18 protein-coding genes and 1 tRNA gene are annotated in these 17,938 nt (G+C 60.2%); 8 read left to right on the plus strand and 11 right to left on the minus strand.

What is annotated here, in order from left to right:
- The first annotated feature begins 38 nt into the window (after positions 1-38).
- From DLM45_RS01150 to DLM45_RS01165, 4 genes are all read left to right on the plus strand, one after another.
- Complete coding sequence (locus DLM45_RS01150; RefSeq protein ID WP_181335170.1) at positions 39-458, plus strand: secondary thiamine-phosphate synthase enzyme YjbQ; 420 nt, start codon at positions 39-41, stop codon at positions 456-458.
- 134 nt (positions 459-592) lie between these two features.
- Entirely contained in the window at positions 593-1,024 is a 432-nt protein-coding gene (locus tag DLM45_RS01155) for a ketosteroid isomerase-related protein (RefSeq protein WP_181335171.1), read from the plus strand.
- A gap of 14 nt (positions 1,025-1,038) precedes the next feature.
- Positions 1,039-1,650: a GNAT family N-acetyltransferase gene (locus tag DLM45_RS01160; protein ID WP_181335172.1), complete on the plus strand. Its 612-nt coding sequence runs from the start codon at positions 1,039-1,041 to the stop codon at positions 1,648-1,650.
- On the plus strand, positions 1,647-2,558 hold the full coding sequence (locus DLM45_RS01165; protein WP_181335173.1) for a carbon-nitrogen hydrolase family protein: 912 nt from the start codon (positions 1,647-1,649) through the stop codon (positions 2,556-2,558). The genes DLM45_RS01160 and DLM45_RS01165 overlap by 4 nt, the downstream gene beginning before the upstream one ends.
- Here DLM45_RS01165 and DLM45_RS01170 read toward each other — a convergent pair whose 3' ends face one another.
- Complete coding sequence (locus DLM45_RS01170; RefSeq protein ID WP_181335174.1) at positions 2,559-3,299, minus strand: SIMPL domain-containing protein; 741 nt, start codon at positions 3,297-3,299, stop codon at positions 2,559-2,561.
- A gap of 110 nt (positions 3,300-3,409) precedes the next feature.
- Between DLM45_RS01170 and DLM45_RS01175 the strand changes: the two genes are divergently transcribed.
- Positions 3,410-3,485, plus strand: a tRNA-Ile gene (locus tag DLM45_RS01175).
- A 176-nt stretch (positions 3,486-3,661) separates the two neighbouring features.
- Here the strand turns inward: DLM45_RS01175 and DLM45_RS01180 are convergent.
- Both DLM45_RS01180 and DLM45_RS01185 read right to left on the minus strand, forming a co-directional pair.
- Positions 3,662-4,564: a COG3904 family protein gene (locus DLM45_RS01180; RefSeq protein ID WP_181335175.1), complete on the minus strand. Its 903-nt coding sequence runs from the start codon at positions 4,562-4,564 to the stop codon at positions 3,662-3,664.
- A complete protein-coding gene (locus DLM45_RS01185) occupies positions 4,542-4,958 on the minus strand; it encodes a hypothetical protein (protein ID WP_181335176.1) in 417 nt (138 codons plus the stop codon). Before DLM45_RS01185 ends, DLM45_RS01180 begins: the two co-directional genes overlap by 23 nt.
- 201 nt (positions 4,959-5,159) lie before the next feature.
- Between DLM45_RS01185 and DLM45_RS01190 the strand changes: the two genes are divergently transcribed.
- The gene (locus tag DLM45_RS01190) at positions 5,160-5,492 is read left to right on the plus strand and encodes a hypothetical protein (protein ID WP_181335177.1); all 333 of its coding nucleotides are present in this window, start codon (positions 5,160-5,162) and stop codon (positions 5,490-5,492) included.
- 39 nt (positions 5,493-5,531) lie between these two features.
- Here the strand turns inward: DLM45_RS01190 and DLM45_RS01195 are convergent, their stop codons facing one another.
- Positions 5,532-5,885 (minus strand): YbaN family protein, encoded by a 354-nt coding sequence (locus DLM45_RS01195; protein ID WP_181335178.1) that lies wholly within the window; start codon positions 5,883-5,885, stop codon positions 5,532-5,534.
- A 97-nt stretch (positions 5,886-5,982) separates the two neighbouring features.
- Here DLM45_RS01195 and DLM45_RS01200 point away from each other — a divergent pair, with 97 nt between their 5' ends.
- Complete coding sequence (locus tag DLM45_RS01200) at positions 5,983-6,126, plus strand: hypothetical protein (RefSeq protein WP_181335179.1); 144 nt, start codon at positions 5,983-5,985, stop codon at positions 6,124-6,126.
- 36 nt (positions 6,127-6,162) lie between these two features.
- On the opposite strand, the gene DLM45_RS01205 is transcribed toward DLM45_RS01200, so the two are convergent.
- The 3 genes from DLM45_RS01205 to DLM45_RS01215 all read right to left on the minus strand — a co-directional run bounded on the left by DLM45_RS01205 (position 6,163) and on the right by DLM45_RS01215 (position 8,397).
- Positions 6,163-6,540, minus strand: coding sequence for a cyclophilin-like fold protein (locus tag DLM45_RS01205; RefSeq protein ID WP_181335180.1), 378 nt, complete (start codon positions 6,538-6,540; stop codon positions 6,163-6,165).
- Between the two features lie 245 nt (positions 6,541-6,785).
- Positions 6,786-8,030, minus strand: coding sequence for a beta-ketoacyl-[acyl-carrier-protein] synthase family protein (locus DLM45_RS01210; protein ID WP_181335181.1), 1,245 nt, complete (start codon positions 8,028-8,030; stop codon positions 6,786-6,788).
- Between the two features lie 97 nt (positions 8,031-8,127).
- Positions 8,128-8,397 (minus strand): acyl carrier protein, encoded by a 270-nt coding sequence (locus tag DLM45_RS01215; RefSeq protein WP_045836129.1) that lies wholly within the window; start codon positions 8,395-8,397, stop codon positions 8,128-8,130.
- A 316-nt stretch (positions 8,398-8,713) separates the two neighbouring features.
- Here DLM45_RS01215 and DLM45_RS01220 point away from each other — a divergent pair, with 316 nt between their 5' ends.
- A complete protein-coding gene (locus DLM45_RS01220; protein WP_181335182.1) occupies positions 8,714-10,423 on the plus strand; it encodes a long-chain-fatty-acid--CoA ligase in 1,710 nt (569 codons plus the stop codon).
- Positions 10,424-10,536: 113 nt separating this feature from the next.
- On the opposite strand, the gene DLM45_RS01225 is transcribed toward DLM45_RS01220, so the two are convergent.
- The 4 genes from DLM45_RS01225 to DLM45_RS01240 form a co-directional block, all read right to left on the minus strand.
- Positions 10,537-11,850 (minus strand): SAM-dependent methyltransferase, encoded by a 1,314-nt coding sequence (locus DLM45_RS01225; RefSeq protein ID WP_181335183.1) that lies wholly within the window; start codon positions 11,848-11,850, stop codon positions 10,537-10,539.
- Between the two features lie 108 nt (positions 11,851-11,958).
- Complete coding sequence (locus DLM45_RS01230) at positions 11,959-13,263, minus strand: acetyl-CoA C-acetyltransferase (protein WP_181335184.1); 1,305 nt, start codon at positions 13,261-13,263, stop codon at positions 11,959-11,961.
- 30 nt (positions 13,264-13,293) lie between these two features.
- Entirely contained in the window at positions 13,294-15,294 is a 2,001-nt protein-coding gene (locus DLM45_RS01235; RefSeq protein WP_181335185.1) for a 3-hydroxyacyl-CoA dehydrogenase NAD-binding domain-containing protein, read from the minus strand.
- A 28-nt stretch (positions 15,295-15,322) separates the two neighbouring features.
- Positions 15,323-17,800: an acyl-CoA dehydrogenase gene (locus tag DLM45_RS01240; RefSeq protein WP_181335186.1), complete on the minus strand. Its 2,478-nt coding sequence runs from the start codon at positions 17,798-17,800 to the stop codon at positions 15,323-15,325.
- Positions 17,801-17,938 lie beyond the last annotated feature (138 nt).

A 17,938-nucleotide genomic window follows, 5' to 3' on the forward strand; every position in this document is an offset into this window, starting at 1 on the left:
GATGATTATTTAGGGACTTTCAACCGCGGATGCCAGCTATGCGCCAGTTCCAGCGAATGTTAACGATCGACACGACCGGGCCCGGACTGACCGAGTTCACGCGCAGCGTCTCGCGTGTGGTTATTGCGTCCGAGGTGGGCGTTGGCCTTGCCCATATCTTTTGTAGCCACACTTCGGCATCGCTTCTGATCCAAGAGAACGCCGATCCCGACGTGCTGCGCGACCTCAACGCCTTTTTCCAACGGCTGGTTCCTGATGGCGATCCGCTGTTCGTTCACCGCGCCGAGGGCCCTGACGACATGCCCGCACACGTCAAAGCGGCGCTGACGCAGACGACGCTGACAATTCCGATCACAAGCGGGCGTATGCTGCTTGGAACCTGGCAAGGGATTTATCTGTTCGAACACCGGCAGAGGCCGCATTCCCGCAACGTCGTGGTACACATCACCGGAGATTGACCGAGCGGACACTTGTCCGAGCTCCGGGGTGGTGGAAATGTCACGTTTACCGTTACAGGCGAGTGCATAAAAGACTCGCAGCTAATCTGTTAAACCGCCCGCATACCAATCCCCATTCAGCACCCGGAGATCCCATGTCGGATTCAGCAGAATCAGAAGCCCGCGCCGCTACGGCCGCTTTGATCCGCGATTACTACGCAGCCTTCAACGGCGGCAACACGGACGGCATGCTCGCGTTCCTTACCGACGACGTGATCCATGACGTCAACCAGGGCGAGCGTCGCGAAGGCATCGAGAAGTTTCGCGCTTTCAACGCGCGCATGACGCACAACTACAAAGAAGAGCTGAAGGACATCGTTGTTCTTGTTTCCAAGGACGGCAAGCGCGCCGCCGCCGAGTTCAACGTGCACGGCGTTTACAAGAATACGGAAGAAGGTTTGCCGGACGCAGTCGGCCAGACGTACGTGCTTCCGGCTGGCACCTTCTTCGCCATCCGCGACGGCAAGATCTCGCGCGTGACGACGTACTACAATCTCACTGACTGGATCGCCCAGGTCGCGGGCTGAGAGAAAGATCGAGCATGGTAGATAGCAGCGAGAAAAAGAAACTCGACGTCAAGTCGGTCACGGGCGAGGATATTTACAAGATCCTCCCCGACCTCGCGCGTCTGCGCATCATTGTCTTCCGCGACTGGCCCTATCTCTACGACGGCACGCTGGAGTACGAAGAGAAGTATCTCAAGACGTTCGCGAGTGCCAAAGGCGCCGTCGTCATCACCGCTTACGATGGAGCGGAGATGGTGGGAGCGTCGACCGGCGCGCCGATGATCGAGCATGCCGATGAGTTCGGCGAACCGTTCCGCAAGGCGGGTTACGACATCTCGAAAATCTTCTACTGCGGCGAGAGCGTGCTGCTGAAGAGCCATCGCGGGCATGGTCTCGGACACGCGTTCTTCGATGGCCGGGAGGCGCAGGCGCATACGCTCGGCGGGTTCACGCATTCGACGTTCTGCCGGGTCGTCCGGCCCGATGACCACCCATTGAAACCGGCTGACTACGCCCCACTTGATCCGTTCTGGAAAAAGCGCGGCTATTCTCCGGTTGATGGCATCATCGCGACCTACGACTGGAAAGATGTCGACCAGCCGGGCGAGACGCGCCACGACATGCAGTTCTGGATGAACACGCTTTGACCACGAAACCGCACAGCCTGAAGATCGCGAGCGCTCAATACCCGATCGGCCAGCCGAAGACGCTTGCCGAATGGGAGGAGAAGGTTGCGCTCTGGGTGAAAAACGGCGCGGCAACTGGCGCGTCGCTGCTGGTGTTTCCGGAGTATGCCGCGATCGAGCAGGCCGCCGCGTTCGGACCTGACGTCTACGGCGATCTCAAGCTTACGCTGGCAAAAGTGGCGGAACTCGCGGGCGAACGCGTGGCCTTCCACGTGGAGCTCGCGAATAAGCACAACGTGCATCTTCTCGCTGGCTCCGGCCCACGTCTGACGTCGGACGGACGTTACGTCAACGCGGCGCAACTGATCGCTCCCAATGGCGCAATCGGCGAGCAGGAAAAGCTGGTGATGACGCCGTTCGAGCGTGACTGGGGAATTTCGGCTGGCGGGCCACCGCGCGTTTTCGAGACCGAGATGGGCACCTTCGGCATTGCGATTTGCTACGACAGCGAGTTTCCGCTGCTTGTGCGTTCGATGGCGGAAGCTGGCGCTGATGTGGTGCTTGTGCCCTCCTGCACGGAGCGCGTGTCCGGCTATCATCGCGTCAGGACTGGCTCGCTCGCGCGCGCGCTCGAGAACGGTATTGCAACGGTGCAGAGCCCGACTGTGGGCGACGCGCCATGGTCTCCAGCCGTCGATTTCAACTCCGGAGCGGCCGGGATCTACGTTCCCTCAGAGCACGCCGTTTCGGATACCGGCGTGCTGGCCGAAGGGACTTTGAACGCGGCGCAATGGGTGACGGCGACGATCGATCTCGACCGGCTCCGGCGCGTCCGCGAGACGGGCGAGATGCGCAACTATCTGGACTGGGACCTCCAGCCCGGCGCACCTGCCGCTCGCGTCAGCGTCGAGACCGTATCTCTCGTTTGATTACTTCAGCGCCCACGTGGCGGTGACACGCGCTTCGAGCGTGGCCGTGCCGCGTTCAATGGGTGCCGCTGGCGCCGACTGCGCCTTGGCAAAGCGGGCGGTCACGTATGGCGCGGGGCCTTCCGAAGAGACCTCCTCGGAGATCTGGATCACGTCACCGACTTCAGCTCCGGCGGCCGCTGCGAGCAGCTTGGCGCGGCGAAGTGCATTCGCGACGGCTTCCTTGCGCGCCTCATCCTTCAACGTCTCAGCCTTCGAGACTTCGAAGGCGAAGCCCTGAATCTGATTGGCGCCCGATGTCACCATCTGATCGAGCACGGCGCCAGCATTGGCGAGATCGCGCACGAGCACCACGACCTGATTGCTGACGCGGTATCCTCTGAGTTTGGGAGCCTGCCCATCCTTGTGGTAGTCCATCACAGGCTCGACGTTGAACGACGCCGTCTGGATGTCCTTCGCCTCGATGCCCTTCTCCTTCAACTGCGCGACGACCTTGGTCATCGCCTGCGTGTTCTGGGAAAGCGCCTCGCGCGCGGTCGGCGCTTCGATAACGACGCCCGAGGTAATCCGTGCCCGATCGGGCTCTGCTTCCGCCGTTCCCGTTGCCGATACGGTGATCGTCCGTTCCATCTTTTTCTCCTCGGCGTGGGCAGCAGAAACCGGCGCAATCGCCATCATCACGGCCGCGGCAACGCCTGCCAAAATGGCCGTGTCAAACGTGCTTCGTTGGGGTGCTAGCATAACTTCCGATCTCCTCGTGCTGGCGATAGCGGTCGCTATAAAGTCATGACGGAAAAAAGAAGGCGATAGGCTGTCGCCCGGCTGAACATCTGATATGAGAGCCCCTGAGTGGGCCCGTAGCTCAATGGTTAGAGCTGACGGCTCATAACCGTCTGGTTCCAGGTTCGAGTCCTGGCGGGCCCACCAACAATATCAGTAACTTAGTCGCGCATTTCACCGCGTCCAGAAGCTGCCCGCATCCGCGGCGAAGGATAGCCTTTGCGGACAGTGCTCGGCACTAAAGGCTGAACCGGTGGGAGCACGGTAAAGTGGCACCGCGAGGTTCGTGGGGAGAGTTCGTACCCGCGCCTAGAGATCCGCGCTCATTGGACAAGCTCCGTTACGACGTTCGCGGCAATCAGCTGCTTAGGGGTGGGATACCAGGCGCTTTCTATGGGTGTCGCAAGCATCCGCTGAATAAACGGCTCTGGAACATTCGACGCCCGATAAATCGACAGCACTTTATCGGTGCCCGCCGTAATCGAATTGCCTGCTTCGCCGCCGACGGCATGAAATCCGAGTTTCGCGTTCTTCTGTAGGTACCTGTTGTTGCCTGCGAGGAACGGGATGATGCATGCGCTCGCGCACATCTCGGTTGTGTAGGTATCGAGCTTGCGAGCCTTGATCATGTCATAGAGGCGCGTGCCAACGCCGACGTGTCCGCCGGGACTGTTCAAGACGAACATTTGAATGCCGGGATGATTTGAGAGTTCGCGCGCCACGGCGTCGAGAACGCCCCACGCCAGATGGCCCGTGATGACGAGGTTCTCATTTTCGATCGTAACCGAATAACCGTTTTGGCCGATCCAGTCCTGATCCGTTGCCTCTTCGTAGAGCGATTTCATACCCGGAGGTATTCCGCTCAGCATCAGGAACCCGGCCGCGCACACCATGGCGGCCAGCAAGCGTGCAATCCACCGGGTGATCCACCAACGCTGCGGCGCCTTCGTGCTGCTGCTGGCACGCCATGTTCCGACAAGCTGCCAAATCGCGACGCTGGCGATCAGCATGATTACGATCACGCCCTGGGTCATACGCGAGACCGGCGTATCCTGCAGGGACCACTTAGTCAGCCACAGCGTCGAGACGACATAGACCGATATCGTCAGCGCCAGCGTCCATCCAAGCAGGCTCAGCCAGAACGGCGCATCGCCCTGCCAATGCCGGACGATGAAGCGCGGTAGAAGACGCCTTCGCGGTTGCTCAACGCTTGAGCTCTCCTGCATCGTCGAGTTCCCCATAAGGCTTGGCGTCGGTCATAATAATATCTGCGGTGTCTCGCGCGTCGCGAAAGCCGACAATCTTGCCCTTGAAGCCGATCGGCATGCCCAATCGCGCGTCCATCTCCGCAAGGTCGACGGATTTTGAGAATTCGATTTTGATATCGGGCTGATTTTTCCAGATCACGTCGCCGATTTTCACGCACACGGGATCGCTGGGAACGATGTGCCAGTTGGTGAGCAATTTACGGCTTTCGGGGTGCCGGATGGTGACCTTGCGGAGCGTTCCGGCGATCGGATCACTTGGCGACAGGCATTCGCCAATCGCTGCTGCCGGCGTCGCCAGAAGCGCAATACCCGCGATTGCGGCCCAGAGGCGAATGCGCTTCGCTATCAGCAAGCTTCCTCCACGAACCCTATCGAAACGGCTGGACACTAGCCGAACCAAAGCCCTCCGCAATCGCAAAACGACGCCTACCCCGCATTCGCCTTCCGGTTAGCGTTAAGATGAAAGCTGGTTTAGCCGAGCACGCTGCGCGATTGCTGCCGTGGTGACGGCGCACTAGGTTGCCGCTCGATAGGTAGGCAGAAGGTGGTTCCGATGCGTTTTCGCTCTTGCGACCCTTCGCGGCTGATGGCGTGCGCCGCGCTCGCGTTTCTTTGCACGACCGTGTCTGCAATCGCGGCGTCACCGGAGTTCATCTGCCTCAAGTCGGGCGATGCGGCGTCCCTCGAAGAGCTCTCCATTGCCTGCTATTCGGATAAAGGCTGCGCATATGTCGAGCAGCACAAAGGCGAGGCGCTGCGCGACTATGACGAAGGAAGCGTCGCCGCCGCGCTCGGACGCGAAAAGATCGAAGGCATTGTGACGACGTCAGCGCCAATTATGAAAAAGATCAAAGGCTATGGCTATTCCTGTGTGCCGCTGCCGTAGAAACACCGAGATGATGTCTGCGACGTCGCGCGCGACCGCCTACGAGGGCCTGGAGAAGACGTAGGCGAGGCCCGCCAGCATGAAGAGGCCGACGCCAATTTTCAGCGCGGCCGTTGGTTCCGTGCCGAACCAGAACACTGCGTAGCCAGAGGCACATCCGACCAATGCCGCCAGTTTGGCGCGTCTTGGAATGGCGCCCCTTTCGCGCCAATCGCGAAGCAATGGTCCGAAGATCCGATGGGACAGAAGCCACGCTTCGAGCCGAGGTGACGATCTGGCGAAGCAGGCGGCTGCGAGAATGATGAAGGGGGTTGTCGGCAATACCGGCAGAAAAACGCCAATGACGCCCAGCATGACGAAGAACAGTCCGGCGGTGGCGAATAGAATGCGCAAATACGATGGTCTTCCGGTTTGATGATTGGCGAGGCCCAGCGCTGACGTCGTTATCAATAGCTGAGCGGCATGTTGAAAGTCAGACTGCCGACAACTGATGGCAATTGAGTTCGTCGACGTCACGTATAGCCCAGCAGACAAGATGGTCGAGCGACTCTCAGTTGCGCTCCATCACTTAATCGCCACGCTTATGCTCGCGCAGACACAGCTCGACACTCGCGCGGCGCGCGGCAGTCCGTAGGCAGAAAAATCGGGATGGTGGGTTTAGAGTAGCGTGTCAGCCGTCTTCGTGGATGGAGATGGCGACGCCTGCGTGAACACACTTCAGTTGCCGCACATCGTCGAGCGCTTGCGCCCAGACATTACACGGTCCTGCAAGGCGGATCTCGGCGCGCGTGCGCGAGAGAGGGGTTGGGCCAAAGCCGATGGTGATTGCTTCGCCATCCGGCCAGAAGGCGATATCGCCAGCCTTTACGAGCACGCGGGCATCAGGCTCTGCCTCAGACGTGACCGGGGTATCGAAATAGACTTCCTCGCCCCACGTGCGCGCTGAAGCCTCGATAGGTAGCGCAGCCCAGATGCGTTCAGCCGTCGGCGTATCAAGAAGCCGGGCACGGATTGAAACGCTTCCCGCCCGTATCACGATCTTTCGCATGCGCCTTGATCCATCCGAAGTCCGTACGGCCTACTGACCCCGGCCGCCGCGGCGCAGTCTGTCATTCGAGCGCGCGGTCTTCAAGGGTTTCGGGCCCAATTGAGGCCGAAAAACTAATCTTCCACTATTCTTCCATTTATGCCTGCGGCGGACGGTTGTCGTGACGTCCAAAGACAATACAGCCGCGAGCATTACTCATGCTCGCGGCTGTCAAAATCGTTCGCCTAACTCGTTAGTGAGCGTGCTCAGGCTGGCGGCGGTCCGAATACGACAACGGCGTTGAGGCCACCGAACGCGAATGAGTTCGACATTGCGTAGGTGATCTTCTTCTCGCGGCCGACGTTCGGCACGTAGTCGAGATCGCAGCCCTCGCCTGGCTCGTCGAGGCCGATCGTGGGTGGAACAAACGAGTCCTGCATCGACTTGATGCACACGACAGCTTCGATACCGCCTCCCGCGCCGAGCGGATGGCCGTGCATCGACTTCGTCGACGAGATCGGAAGCTTGTAAGCGTAGTCGCCGAAGACGTTCTTGATCGCCTTCGTCTCGTTGATGTCGTTGTCCATGGTCGCCGTACCGTGGGCATTCAGATAGTCGATCTGCTCCGGCTTGAGACCAGCGTCCTTGAGGGCATCCTGCATGGCGACGCTCGGTCCTTCGACCGTCGGCTTCACCATGTCCTGGCTGTCGGACGCCATACCGTATCCGCAGAGCTCTGCGAGGATCGTTGCGCCGCGTGCTTGCGCGTGTTCGAGGCTTTCGAGCACGAGAATGCCTGCGCCTTCCGCGAGAACCGTTCCGTTGCGCTTCTTGGCGAACGGGAAGCAGCCTTCCGGCGACAGAACGTGGAGCGCCTGCCAGGCCTTCATCGTTCCGTAGTTGATGACCGACTCCGACGCGCCAGCGATCGCAACATCGACGATGCCATCACGAATGTAATCGCGCGCGATGCCGATGGCGTGCGTTGCAGTGGAGCATGCCGAGCAGGTCGCGAACGTCGGACCCTTGACGCCAAACTCGATACCGACGTGCGCCGCAGCCGACGAGCCGATGATGCGCAACAGCGTCAGCGGATGCGTGGCGCGCTTGTTATGGATGAAGAGATCGCGATACGCCGTTTCAAACGTCACGAGACCGCCGGCGCCCGAACCGATGATGCAGGCCGAGCGATAGGGATCTTCTTCCGGGAGCTGAAGACCGGACATGCGCACGGCTTCATCAGCGGCGGCAGCGGCGAACCAGGAGTAGCGGTCCGCGAGCGTGATGATGCGATCGCGCTTGAAGTGCTTTAGCCGCTGCTTGGGATCGAAATCCTTGATCTGCGCGGCAATGAGAATTTTGAGATCATCGAGCGGGAACCCACCGAGTTCGCTGACGCCCGACTTTCCAGCCTTGATGCCGTTCCAGAACTCATCGACCGTCGTGCCGATAGGCGTGACAGCTCCAAGTCCGGTAACGACGACGCGGTGGCTCGCCTTACCTTTCGACATTACTTACGATCTTTCTATTTCGGGTTGACGATCGGACCGGGTCGACGCGCGCTGCGCGCCAACCCACGATCAACCGAGATCGTCCGACCGAATTCGCTCAAGCCTTTGCGGCCGATGCTTGCTTTGCAGCAATAAGCGATTTGACGCGATCAACGACTGAGCCGACCGTCTTGAACGCTTCGACTTCTTCGTTGGCGTTATAGGGAATTTCAATACCGAAACCGTCTTCGATATCGAAGACAATCATGGCAAGATCGAGTGACTCGATCTTGAGGTCAGTAAGCTGGGTGTCGAGCGAGATGTCGTCGCGCGGCTCCTTCATATGCTTCTTGAGGATTTCGATAACCTTTGTCGCGACTTCGTCCATTGGCCTCTCCCACCCTCGCAGACCGCTGCGATGGGCCAGTTTAGTTGGCTTCTACCTAAATCAAGACCACTCCGCCATCAAGCGGGGGGGTCACTTATCCTTAAACACCGGTCAAGTCCAGTTGCGGGCCGTCGGCCCCGTTCCCGCATGCCTTCCTAACCGTTCCGGCCGCATCCTAGCCTCATACCTTTTTGCCAGAGGTAAACGCGGGCCAGCACAAAAGTTGTTCAATCGGTCGCGATCGTAGCGCCTCGGAGGGAGGAATGTGTTTTGATCTCCTGGCCCCGAAGAGATGGACCAAATGGGAACAAACTCAATGACTGACGCAGCATCGTCCTCCTCGGCACAGCACCCCTGGATCGCATCCTATCCGCCCGGGGTCGACTGGTTCATGGATATTCCAACCGGTCCGGTGCCTGGGTTGCTGGACCAAGCCGCGGCACAATTTCCCAACAATCCCGCTATCAGTTTCCTTGGGCGAACCACAAGTTATGTTGATCTTGCCGCCGAGGTCGCCCGCGTAACCGCTGGACTACAGAAAATCGGGGTTGGCCGGGGAATGAAAGTCGGCCTCTTTTTGCCGAATACCCCTACATTCATCGTCTACTACTTTGCAATACTCAAAGCGGGCGCAACCGTCGTTAATTTCAATCCGCTTTATACTCTCGAAGAACTAACCTACCAAACGAAGGACAGCGAAACCGAGATCATGGTGACGCATGACCTCGCGCAGCTTTTTTCCAAGGTCGAGGGGCTGATGGCGGCTGGGACCCTCCATCGCGCCATCGTCGTTCCCTTCAAAGACGTCCTGCCGCCGCTGAAGTCCGTTCTGTTTTCGGTCTTCAAGCGGAAGGATATTGCCGACATCAAGGGGTCGGCCGTCCGGGACCGGATCGTCGATGGGGCCGCCCTTGCCGCCACGACCGAGCCGCCCGTGCCCGTCGCCATCGACCCTGACAACGATGTCGCAGTCCTTCAGTACACGGGTGGGACCACCGGCACGCCGAAGGGCGCCATGCTGACGCATGCCAATCTGACGGCCAATACGGAGCAGATCCGGGCATGGGGCATCGACCTCGTACCGGGCGAGGAGACCATTCTCGGAGCTCTGCCGCTCTTCCACGTCTTTGCGATGTCGGTCGTGATGAACATGGGCGTCGCGATGGCGGCCAAGATCGTTCTGCTCCCGCGCTTCCAACTGCTCGAAGCGTTGCGGCTCATTCACCGCGAGAAGCCGACGGTGCTACCCGCGGTCCCGACAATTTTCACCGCGATGCTCAATTCCGCGAACATCAAATCGTACAATCTCTCTTCGCTGCGCTTCTGCCTTTCAGGCGGCGCTCCTCTGCCGATGGAAATCAAACTGAAGTTCGAAACGGCGTCGGGCTCGAAGGTTGTCGAGGGATACGGACTGTCAGAGACCTCCCCCGTGCTCACATGCAATCCGATCCAGGGTCCGCCGGTGGCCGGGTCCATCGGCCCGCCCCTCCCCGGCACCATTATCTCGCTGCGCGATCTCGACGATCCCACGAAAGAAGTGCCGCTCGGGGAGCGTGGAGAACTCTGCGCCAAGGGGCCGCAGGTCATGAAGGGCTATTGGAAGAAGCCCGCCGAGACCGAGCATCAGTTCGTCGGCGATTTTCTTCGCACGGGCGACGTCGCGATCATGGACGAGCGCGGCTACTTCTCCATCGTCGATCGCATCAAGGACCTCATCATCTGCTCGGGTTACAACGTTTACCCGCGCCGCATCGAGGAAGCGATCTACGAACACCCGGCCGTCGAGGAAGTGACCGTGATCGGCATTCCCGATACCTACCGCGGCGAAGCACCGAAAGCGTTCATCAAACTCAAGACGGGTATGACGGCGACAGAGGCCGACATCCTGAAACATCTCGAAGCGAAGATTTCGCGTATCGAGCTTCCTTCGCAGATCGAATTTCGCGACACCTTGCCAAAGACGATGATCGGCAAGCTCTCGAAAAAAGAACTGGCGGCAGAAGAAGCGAAGAAGGCTCGCGGGTAGTTTGCGGCTGGTGTCGAGATAGTTCGCAGGTCGGCTTTGCCGAGTCTTACGCTGGATCCCCGGTCTTCGACGCGACTGCGTCGCGCTCGACCGAGGATGACGAGGCGGCTGCGCTAGCGATACAGATCGGCGCGGGTTGGCGGCAAGGGTGGCGGGCGCTTGGCTGACTTCGACGCGAGCGTTTGAAACAGCCGCAGCGTGCCGCGCGAGAATGCCAGGCTTACGCCCGCGAGATACGCGACCCAAATGCGATATTTCTCCTCGCCGACAAACGCGATGGCTTCCTTTTCGTGCGCCGTCAGCCGGTTGCACCAAAGTTCGCACGTGCGTGCATAGTGCAAGCGCCAGCCTTCGACGTCGTGCACCTCAAAGCCCGCTCTCTCCATTGCGGAAATCGAGTGTCCGACATCATCGAGTTCGCCGCCTGGGAAGATGTACTTCGCGATGGCTTTCTTTTCGGGGCGCATCCGGCCCTTGATCCATTGAGCGGGGTTCTTCGGCGCGCGGCGCGAGATGGCGTGATTCAAGAAGAGACCGTCTTCGCTCAGAAGCGACTGTACCTTCTCCATGTACGCCGGGATGTTTTTCAGGCCGATGTGTTCGTACATGCCGATGGACGCGATCTTGTCGTAGCTGCCCGAAATTTTCGAATAGTCGGCAAGCTCGAACGTCACGCGATCAGACAACCCCAGCCGTTCCGCCTTGGCGCGTGCGAACGCAAGCTGTTCCTCCGCAAGCGTGATGCCGTGTGCCGTGACGCCGTAATTTTGCGCTGCGTGGCAGATCAATCCACCCCAGCCCGCGCCGATGTCGAGCATGCGATCGCCCGGCTTCAGACGCAGCTTACGGCAGATCATTTCCAGCTTGTCGTGCTGCGCCGTTTCGATGCCGTTCGTCCAATCCGTGAAGTAAGCACAGGAATAGACCATCTCGGGATCGAGAAAGAGCGCATAGAAATCGTTCGACAGATCATAGTGGAACTGAATGAAATCCTTGTTGTCAGCCGTCTTGCGATTGGCGCCCGTTATCTCGCCTTGAAAGCCGTGCGCGTCGCGCGCGGGAGCGGATTTTTCGAGAAAGAAGGGTGCAAGCGCCAAGCCGATTTTGGCGACGTCGCGTCCCTTCAGCTTCACGGATTTCCGGCCGCTTTGCAGTTGGCGTCCGAAATCGATCAGCGTGCCGCCGGAAAAATCGATGCCCTTGCCGATGTACTGCAGAATGATGGAATCGAGACCCGGCTTGCGCAGGATCGAACCGATGACGCCGGGATCGCGCAACGAAATCTCGAAATTCGACGTCGGGGCGTGGCCGAGCGGCAGGCGCGTTCCGTCCCATAGGCGCACCCAGGCGTCGAGATCGAGACGATCGGCAAGACTGCGCACGAGCGCGCGCGCTGCATCGAGTTGCTTATCCGCTTTCGCGACCATCGGTCGGCCCCCGGCTGTTCGTGTCGCCGTGGTGCATAGCTTTTTATGATGGCGCTGGCGACTCTCCTTCGTCGAGCCGGCCGCCAGCGTGGCCTTGTGGCTGCGGTTTCACGCCGCGGCGCGGGCTTCGATCGTCGTCGGTGCCTCCAGGATCGCCGCAACGCCCATGCCGCCCGCGGTGCAGACGGAGATCAGGCCGCGGCCGCCGTGGATCGACAGCAATTTCGCGAGGTTCGCGACGATGCGCGCGCCTGTCGCTGCGAAGGGATGGCCGAACGCGAGCGAGGAGCCTTTGACGTTCAGCTTCGTGCGATCGATGGCTCCGAGGGGCGCGGATTTGCCGAGTTTCGTGCGGCAGTAATCGGCATCTTCCCAGGCCTTCAGCGTGCACAGCACCTGCGCGGCAAACGCTTCGTGGATTTCGTAGAAATCGAAATCCTGCAACGTCAATCCCGCGCGGTCGAGCATCTTCGAAACGGCGATAGTCGGCGCCATCAGCAAGCCGTCGCCGCCCACGAAATCGTTGGCGATATGCTGGCCGAAAGTGAGATAGGCGAGCACTGGCAGATTGTGCTCGGCGGCCCAAGCTTCAGACGCGAGCAATACGCTGGACGCGCCGTCCGTTAGTGGCGTCGAGTTTCCAGCCGTCAGCGTTCCGCGCTCGGATTTTTCATATGCGGGCTTTAAGCTCGCGAGTTTTTCGAGCGTGGTGTCGGGCCGCAGGTTGTTGTCACGATAGACGCCTGCGCACGGCACGATGAGATCGTCCATGTATCCGGACTCGTAAGCGGCAGCGCCCTTCATGTGGCTTTCGTACGCAAGCTCATCCTGGTCGGCGCGCGGAATGTGCCACTCCTGCGCCATCAGTTCGCAATGCTGGCCCATCGTGAGGCCTGTGCGCGGCTCGGCGACGTTCGGCGGCTGCGGTGCGAGTTCGCCCGGCGACAATCCTTTGAAAACCTTGATCTTGTCGATTGCCGATTTGCGCTGGCCGACGTCGATCAGGCGCTTGGAGAATTTCTTCGAAAAGACGATCGGCGCGTCGGACGTGGTGTCCGATCCAGCGGAGATCGCGCTTTCGATTTCGCCCGTCGCGATTTTAGCTGCCGACATCAGCGCCGATTGAAGCGATGTTCCGCAGGCCTGGATCAGCGTTACTCCCGGCGTGGATGGCGCGAGCTTCGAGGACAGCACCGCTTCACGCGCGAGATTGAAGTCTTTCGAATGCGTGACAACCGCGCCGCCGACGACCTCGTCGATGTGCTGGCCTTTCAAGCCGAAGCGGTCGACGAGCCCGTTCAACGCGGACGACATCATGTCGAGATTAGAGAGATCGGCGTAGAGCGTGTTCGAGCGGCAAAATGGAATGCGCACGCCGCCGATGACCGCAACGCGCCGAAGTTCTCGTGTCATTCAATCCTCCATTCGCGCGTCATGCGAAATTCATTCTGCAGCGGCGAGGCTGCTCGATGCCCCATCCGCGTTCGCGAGATTATTCTTGTAATGAAGCGGGCCACCGCGGAAGGGCGCAAATCCGGTGCCGAAGATCATGCCGGCATCTACGAGATCGGCTGTTTCGACGACACCTTCGTCGAGCGAGCGCTGTGCTTCGGCGATCATCGGTTCAACGAGTTCGCGACCCAGGCGTTCAAGCTCTTCCTTGGGAAATGTCTTGTCCGATTTGACGGGCTTGCCGTCTTTCCAGGTGTAGAACCCCTCGCCCGTTTTCTTGCCCAGGCGGCCGGACTCGACGAGCCGTTCCAGTCTTGATCCTTCCGGCGATTGACCCAGGATCTTGGCGACGTGCGCGCAGATATCGAGGCCGACATTGTCGGCAAGTTCGATCGGTCCCATCGGCATGCCGAAGGAACGCGCCGCTTCGTCGATTTTTTCCTTGTCTTCGCCTGCCTCAAGCCGGGTCATTGCGGCAAACATATATGGCGTCAGCACTTTGTTGACGAGGAAGCCCGGCACATCCTTCGTAATCAGCGGGAACTTGCCGATTGCGGTTACGAAGGCGGCGCCTTTTTTCACTTCCTCGTCGCGTGTCGTCGCACCGCGCACGACTTCAACCAACGGCATCTGCGGCACGGGCGAGAAGAAATGCAGGCCGATCAGACGGCCTGGATCGCGCAGTGGAGACGCGATGTCTTCGAGCTTCAGCGAAGATGTGTTGGTTGCGAGAACCGCATCCGGTTTGATTTTCGTTTCAAGGTCCGCAAACAGCTTCTGCTTGATGTCGAGCCGTTCGACGATCGCTTCAATGACGAGATCGGCGCGGGCCACGCCCTTGCCTTCAGGGTCCGCGATGAGACGCGCCTTGGCAGCATCGCGCGTCGGCTTGGTCTTGAACTTCTTCGCGAAGAGCTTGCCTTGCGCCTTGATGCCTTTTTCAAGCTGCTCAGCGGAAATATCCTGCAGCGTCACTTCCATTCCGGCGGCAACGCAGACACCCGCAATGTCGGCGCCCATCGTGCCCGCGCCGATGACATGCACGCGGCTCGGCCGCCATTTGAGACCCTTCGGCGCCTGCCCCTTGAGAAGCTCGGTCAGACGGAATACGCGGCGAAGATTGCGCGCGGTATCAGACACCATCAGCGGCGCGAACGCCGTTGTTTCCGCTGCCTTCATCGCGTCGAGGTCGCCGCCTTCCTTCTCGAACAGATCGATCAGGCGGAAGGGTGCAGGATAATGGTCAGCGCGGACTTTCTTCGCCGTTTCCTGGCGCATCTTGTTCGCGAGGATGCCACGCAGCGGCCACTTGGTCAGCAGAAGCTTCGCGGCACTGGCGGTTTTCGATTTCCGGTTCTGAAGCACGGCCTTCCGCGCGGCCCAGTGAAGCTCGCCCGGGCTCGATACGAGCTGGTCGATGAAGCCGAGCGCTCTCGCGGCGCTGGCGCGGATCATTCCGCCTGTCAGCATCGCCTGCATTGCGGCCATCGGCCCGACCTGGCGGATCGAGCGCGCCGTGCCGTTGAAGCCGGGAAAGATGCCGAGCTTGACCTCAGGGAAACCGACACGCGTCGAGTCATCTCGCGTAGCGATGCGGTAGTGGCACGCGAGGATCAATTCCAATCCGCCGCCGACGCAAACGCCGTGGATCGCCGCCACGACGGGCACCGATAATTTCTCGATACGGTCGAGCAGCGCGTTGACCGGCCGCAAACTGTCGACCACCTGATTTTCGGTTTCGAAGCTGTCGAACTCGCGAATGTCGGCACCGACGATGTAACCGCGTTCCTTGCCGGACATGATGACGAGGCCGCGCACGCTCTTCGCGCGCACTTCCGCTTCGACGCGCTCGATGATGGCGTTGAGTTCTTCAATGGGGCGGCGGCCGAGCGAATTGGCGCTCTCACCTTCGCGATCGAATTTCGCCCAGGCGATGTTCTCGCCGTCGATCGAGAACCGCCAGTCATGCAAAAGCGCCGTCGTCTCAGTCATCGCTTACCTCAACATATCGAAAGCGCACTCATTCGGCTGCGAGCGCATCGGCGCCGCGGACATTGTGTCCGAGGACCGCATAATTCGGTTTCAGTTCCGCCGGATCGAAGTGATCGACCGCCACGACGCGCGCGACAAGCCGCTCGACCTCGCGGAGTTGTTCGGCTTCAGATTCCGTCAGCACGCCTTTTGTGACAGCATCCGCGAACCAATCCAGTCCGTGATAACGCCGGACGATGCCGTCGCGGATTGCCTTGTCGAGTTTCTTCTCGACCGGCTCGGCGGCGATCACCTTTTCCAGTGTCACTTCGAGGATACCCATCGGATCATCGACGCGGTGCGAGACATGAATGTGTCGCGTCAGCCGATCGCGCGCTTCGCCGGGCTGTAACGCATGGCGGGCAACGACGCGCGCAAGCGCATCCGACGCGGGCTTGAAGCGCCGGCCGAGCGGGAAGACGACGATGCGCATCAGCGGACGCACCCAGAGAACCGGGAAGTTATCGATCACGCCACCGATCGCGTTTTGGAAGCGATTCAGCGCATTCAGCGCGGCGAGTTCAACGATGTGCTCGTCGCCTGCCGGGCGGCCGTCGTCTTCGTAGCGCTTCAGCGTTGCTGCGAGCATGTAGAGTTCGGAGAGCGCATCGGCCATGCGTCCGGTGATCTTCTGCCGCGTTTTAAGTCCGCCACCGAGGAAGGCGACCGTCAGATCCGCGATGAACGCGAACGACCGGCTCGCGCGGGCAAGCTGGCGATACCAATGCGACATGCTGAGCGCGCCCTCGGGCGCGGACGTCAATGCGCCGCCTGTCACGTTGTGTACGAACGCGCCCGTCGCGTTCGAGAGCGAGAAAGCGATATGATCGTTGAACGCATCTTCGAACGCGTTGAGACCGCGATCCCGGTCGAGATCCTGAGCCGCCTGCACTTCCTTGTAGAGATAGGGATGGGAGCGCAACGCGCCTTGCGCGAAGGTGATCAACGTGCGCGTGAGAATATTGGCGCCTTCGACCGTGATGCCGACCGGCACCATCTGATACGCGGACTGCAGATAGTTCGACGGGCCATCGCAAATGCCGCGACCGCCGTGAATGTCCATCGCGTCGTTGACGGCGGTGCGCATCTTTTCCGTCGTCTGATATTTCATCAGCGCCGAGATGACGGACGGCCTCTCGCCGCGGGAGACCATTGCGGCGGTCATCGCGCGAGCGGCCTCGTTGACGTAAGCGGTTTCGACAAGGCGAACGAGCGGTTCTTCGACGCCTTCCATGCGGGCAATGGGAAGCCCGAATTGCTTGCGGATGCGCGCATACGCAGACGTTACGCGCAGCATCGACTTGGCGCCCGCCGTTGCGGACGACGGGAGCGAAATCGCGCGACCTGCGGAGAGGCATTCCATCAGCATGCGCCAGCCGTGTCCGACCATTGCTTCGCCGCCAATCACCCACTCCATCGGGATGAAAACGTCGTTGCCCCAGTTCGGACCGTTCGGGAATGCCGCGCCTGATGGCAGATGGCGGCGGCCGATATTGACGCCGGTATGGTTCGCCGGAATGAGCGCGAGCGTGATGCCGATGTCTTCACCCTTGCCGAGCAGATTATCGGAATCGAACAGACGGAATGCGAGACCGACGAGCGTCGCCTTAGGGCCGAGTGTGATGTAGCGCTTGTCCCACGACAGGCGGATGCCGAGCGTGTCCTGTCCTTGAAACGAACCGCGCGTCACGAAGCCGATATCGCGCATCGTTGCCGCGTCGGAGCCGGACGTTGGGCCCGTTAGCGAGAAGCAAGGCACTTCGGCGCCTTTTGCGAGGCGCGGAAGATAATGTTCCTTCTGCGTGACTGTCCCGTATTTTTCGATCAGCTCACCTGGCCCGAGTGAATTCGGCACCATGACGATCGTTACGACGTCCGGCGAGCGCGACGCGATCTTGCCGAGAATGAGCGACTGAGCCTGCGCGGAAAAACCGAGGCCGCCGTGCTCCTTCGAGATCAGCATGCCCAGGAAGCCGTTGGCCTTCACGAAATCCCAGATCTCATCCGGGATCTCATGCAGCGTATGGCGTATCTGCCAATCGCTGATCATGCCGCAAAGCTCTTCCGTCGGGCCGTCGAGGAATGCCTGCTCTTCCGGAGACAGTACGATCTTCGGGATCGACTGAAGTTTCACCCAGTCCAGCGTTCCGGAGAAGAGTTCCGCATCGAAGCCGACCGTTCCGGCTTCCAATGCCTGCGTTTCCGTTTCGGAAACCTTGGGAAGAATTTTTTTGATACTTGCGAAGATCGGCGCGACGACAAGCTGGCGGCGAAATGAAGGGATCGACAGGATCACGAGCGCGATGAACGGCAGCCAAGCCGCGTATGCCAGCACGCCGGTGGTTCCCGACGTTGCGAGGGCCGTCCAAATGCCGGTGGCGAGAGCCCAAGCCCACATCGGAGCACGCAACATACCGAGCGCGAGCACGGCCACGATCAGCACGAGGACAAGACCCAGCGCTAGCATTTCTTAGTCTCCATCGATCCGCTTACGGTCTTCGCGGGGGCCTGCTGGACACGGTAGCAGGCGAATTCCGTAAACTATTTAATCACGTTTGGCCGCAAGCCGCTAATTCTTGGGCAAATCCCGGCGCATGGCGCGGAT

The sequence above is a fragment of the Hyphomicrobium methylovorum genome (assembly GCF_013626205.1).
In the GTDB taxonomy this organism is placed as follows: Bacteria; Pseudomonadota; Alphaproteobacteria; order Rhizobiales; family Hyphomicrobiaceae; genus Hyphomicrobium_B; species Hyphomicrobium_B methylovorum.

What these genes read in the sequence shown, in the direction of transcription:
- DLM45_RS01150 (WP_181335170.1), top strand. Translation starts at nt 39, where the DNA reads ATGCGCCAGTTCCAGCGAATGTTAACGATCGACACGACCGGGCCCGGA.
- DLM45_RS01155 (WP_181335171.1), top strand. Translation starts at nt 593, where the DNA reads ATGTCGGATTCAGCAGAATCAGAAGCCCGCGCCGCTACGGCCGCTTTG.
- DLM45_RS01160 (WP_181335172.1), top strand. Translation starts at nt 1,039, where the DNA reads ATGGTAGATAGCAGCGAGAAAAAGAAACTCGACGTCAAGTCGGTCACG.
- DLM45_RS01170 (WP_181335174.1), bottom strand. Translation starts at nt 3,299, where the DNA reads ATGCTAGCACCCCAACGAAGCACGTTTGACACGGCCATTTTGGCAGGC.
- DLM45_RS01180 (WP_181335175.1), bottom strand. Translation starts at nt 4,564, where the DNA reads ATGCAGGAGAGCTCAAGCGTTGAGCAACCGCGAAGGCGTCTTCTACCG.
- DLM45_RS01190 (WP_181335177.1), top strand. Translation starts at nt 5,160, where the DNA reads ATGCGTTTTCGCTCTTGCGACCCTTCGCGGCTGATGGCGTGCGCCGCG.
- DLM45_RS01200 (WP_181335179.1), top strand. Translation starts at nt 5,983, where the DNA reads ATGGCAATTGAGTTCGTCGACGTCACGTATAGCCCAGCAGACAAGATG.
- DLM45_RS01205 (WP_181335180.1), bottom strand. Translation starts at nt 6,540, where the DNA reads ATGCGAAAGATCGTGATACGGGCGGGAAGCGTTTCAATCCGTGCCCGG.
- DLM45_RS01210 (WP_181335181.1), bottom strand. Translation starts at nt 8,030, where the DNA reads ATGTCGAAAGGTAAGGCGAGCCACCGCGTCGTCGTTACCGGACTTGGA.
- DLM45_RS01215 (WP_045836129.1), bottom strand. Translation starts at nt 8,397, where the DNA reads ATGGACGAAGTCGCGACAAAGGTTATCGAAATCCTCAAGAAGCATATG.
- DLM45_RS01220 (WP_181335182.1), top strand. Translation starts at nt 8,714, where the DNA reads ATGACTGACGCAGCATCGTCCTCCTCGGCACAGCACCCCTGGATCGCA.
- DLM45_RS01225 (WP_181335183.1), bottom strand. Translation starts at nt 11,850, where the DNA reads ATGGTCGCGAAAGCGGATAAGCAACTCGATGCAGCGCGCGCGCTCGTG.
- DLM45_RS01230 (WP_181335184.1), bottom strand. Translation starts at nt 13,263, where the DNA reads ATGACACGAGAACTTCGGCGCGTTGCGGTCATCGGCGGCGTGCGCATT.
- DLM45_RS01235 (WP_181335185.1), bottom strand. Translation starts at nt 15,294, where the DNA reads ATGACTGAGACGACGGCGCTTTTGCATGACTGGCGGTTCTCGATCGAC.
- DLM45_RS01240 (WP_181335186.1), bottom strand. Translation starts at nt 17,800, where the DNA reads ATGCTAGCGCTGGGTCTTGTCCTCGTGCTGATCGTGGCCGTGCTCGCG.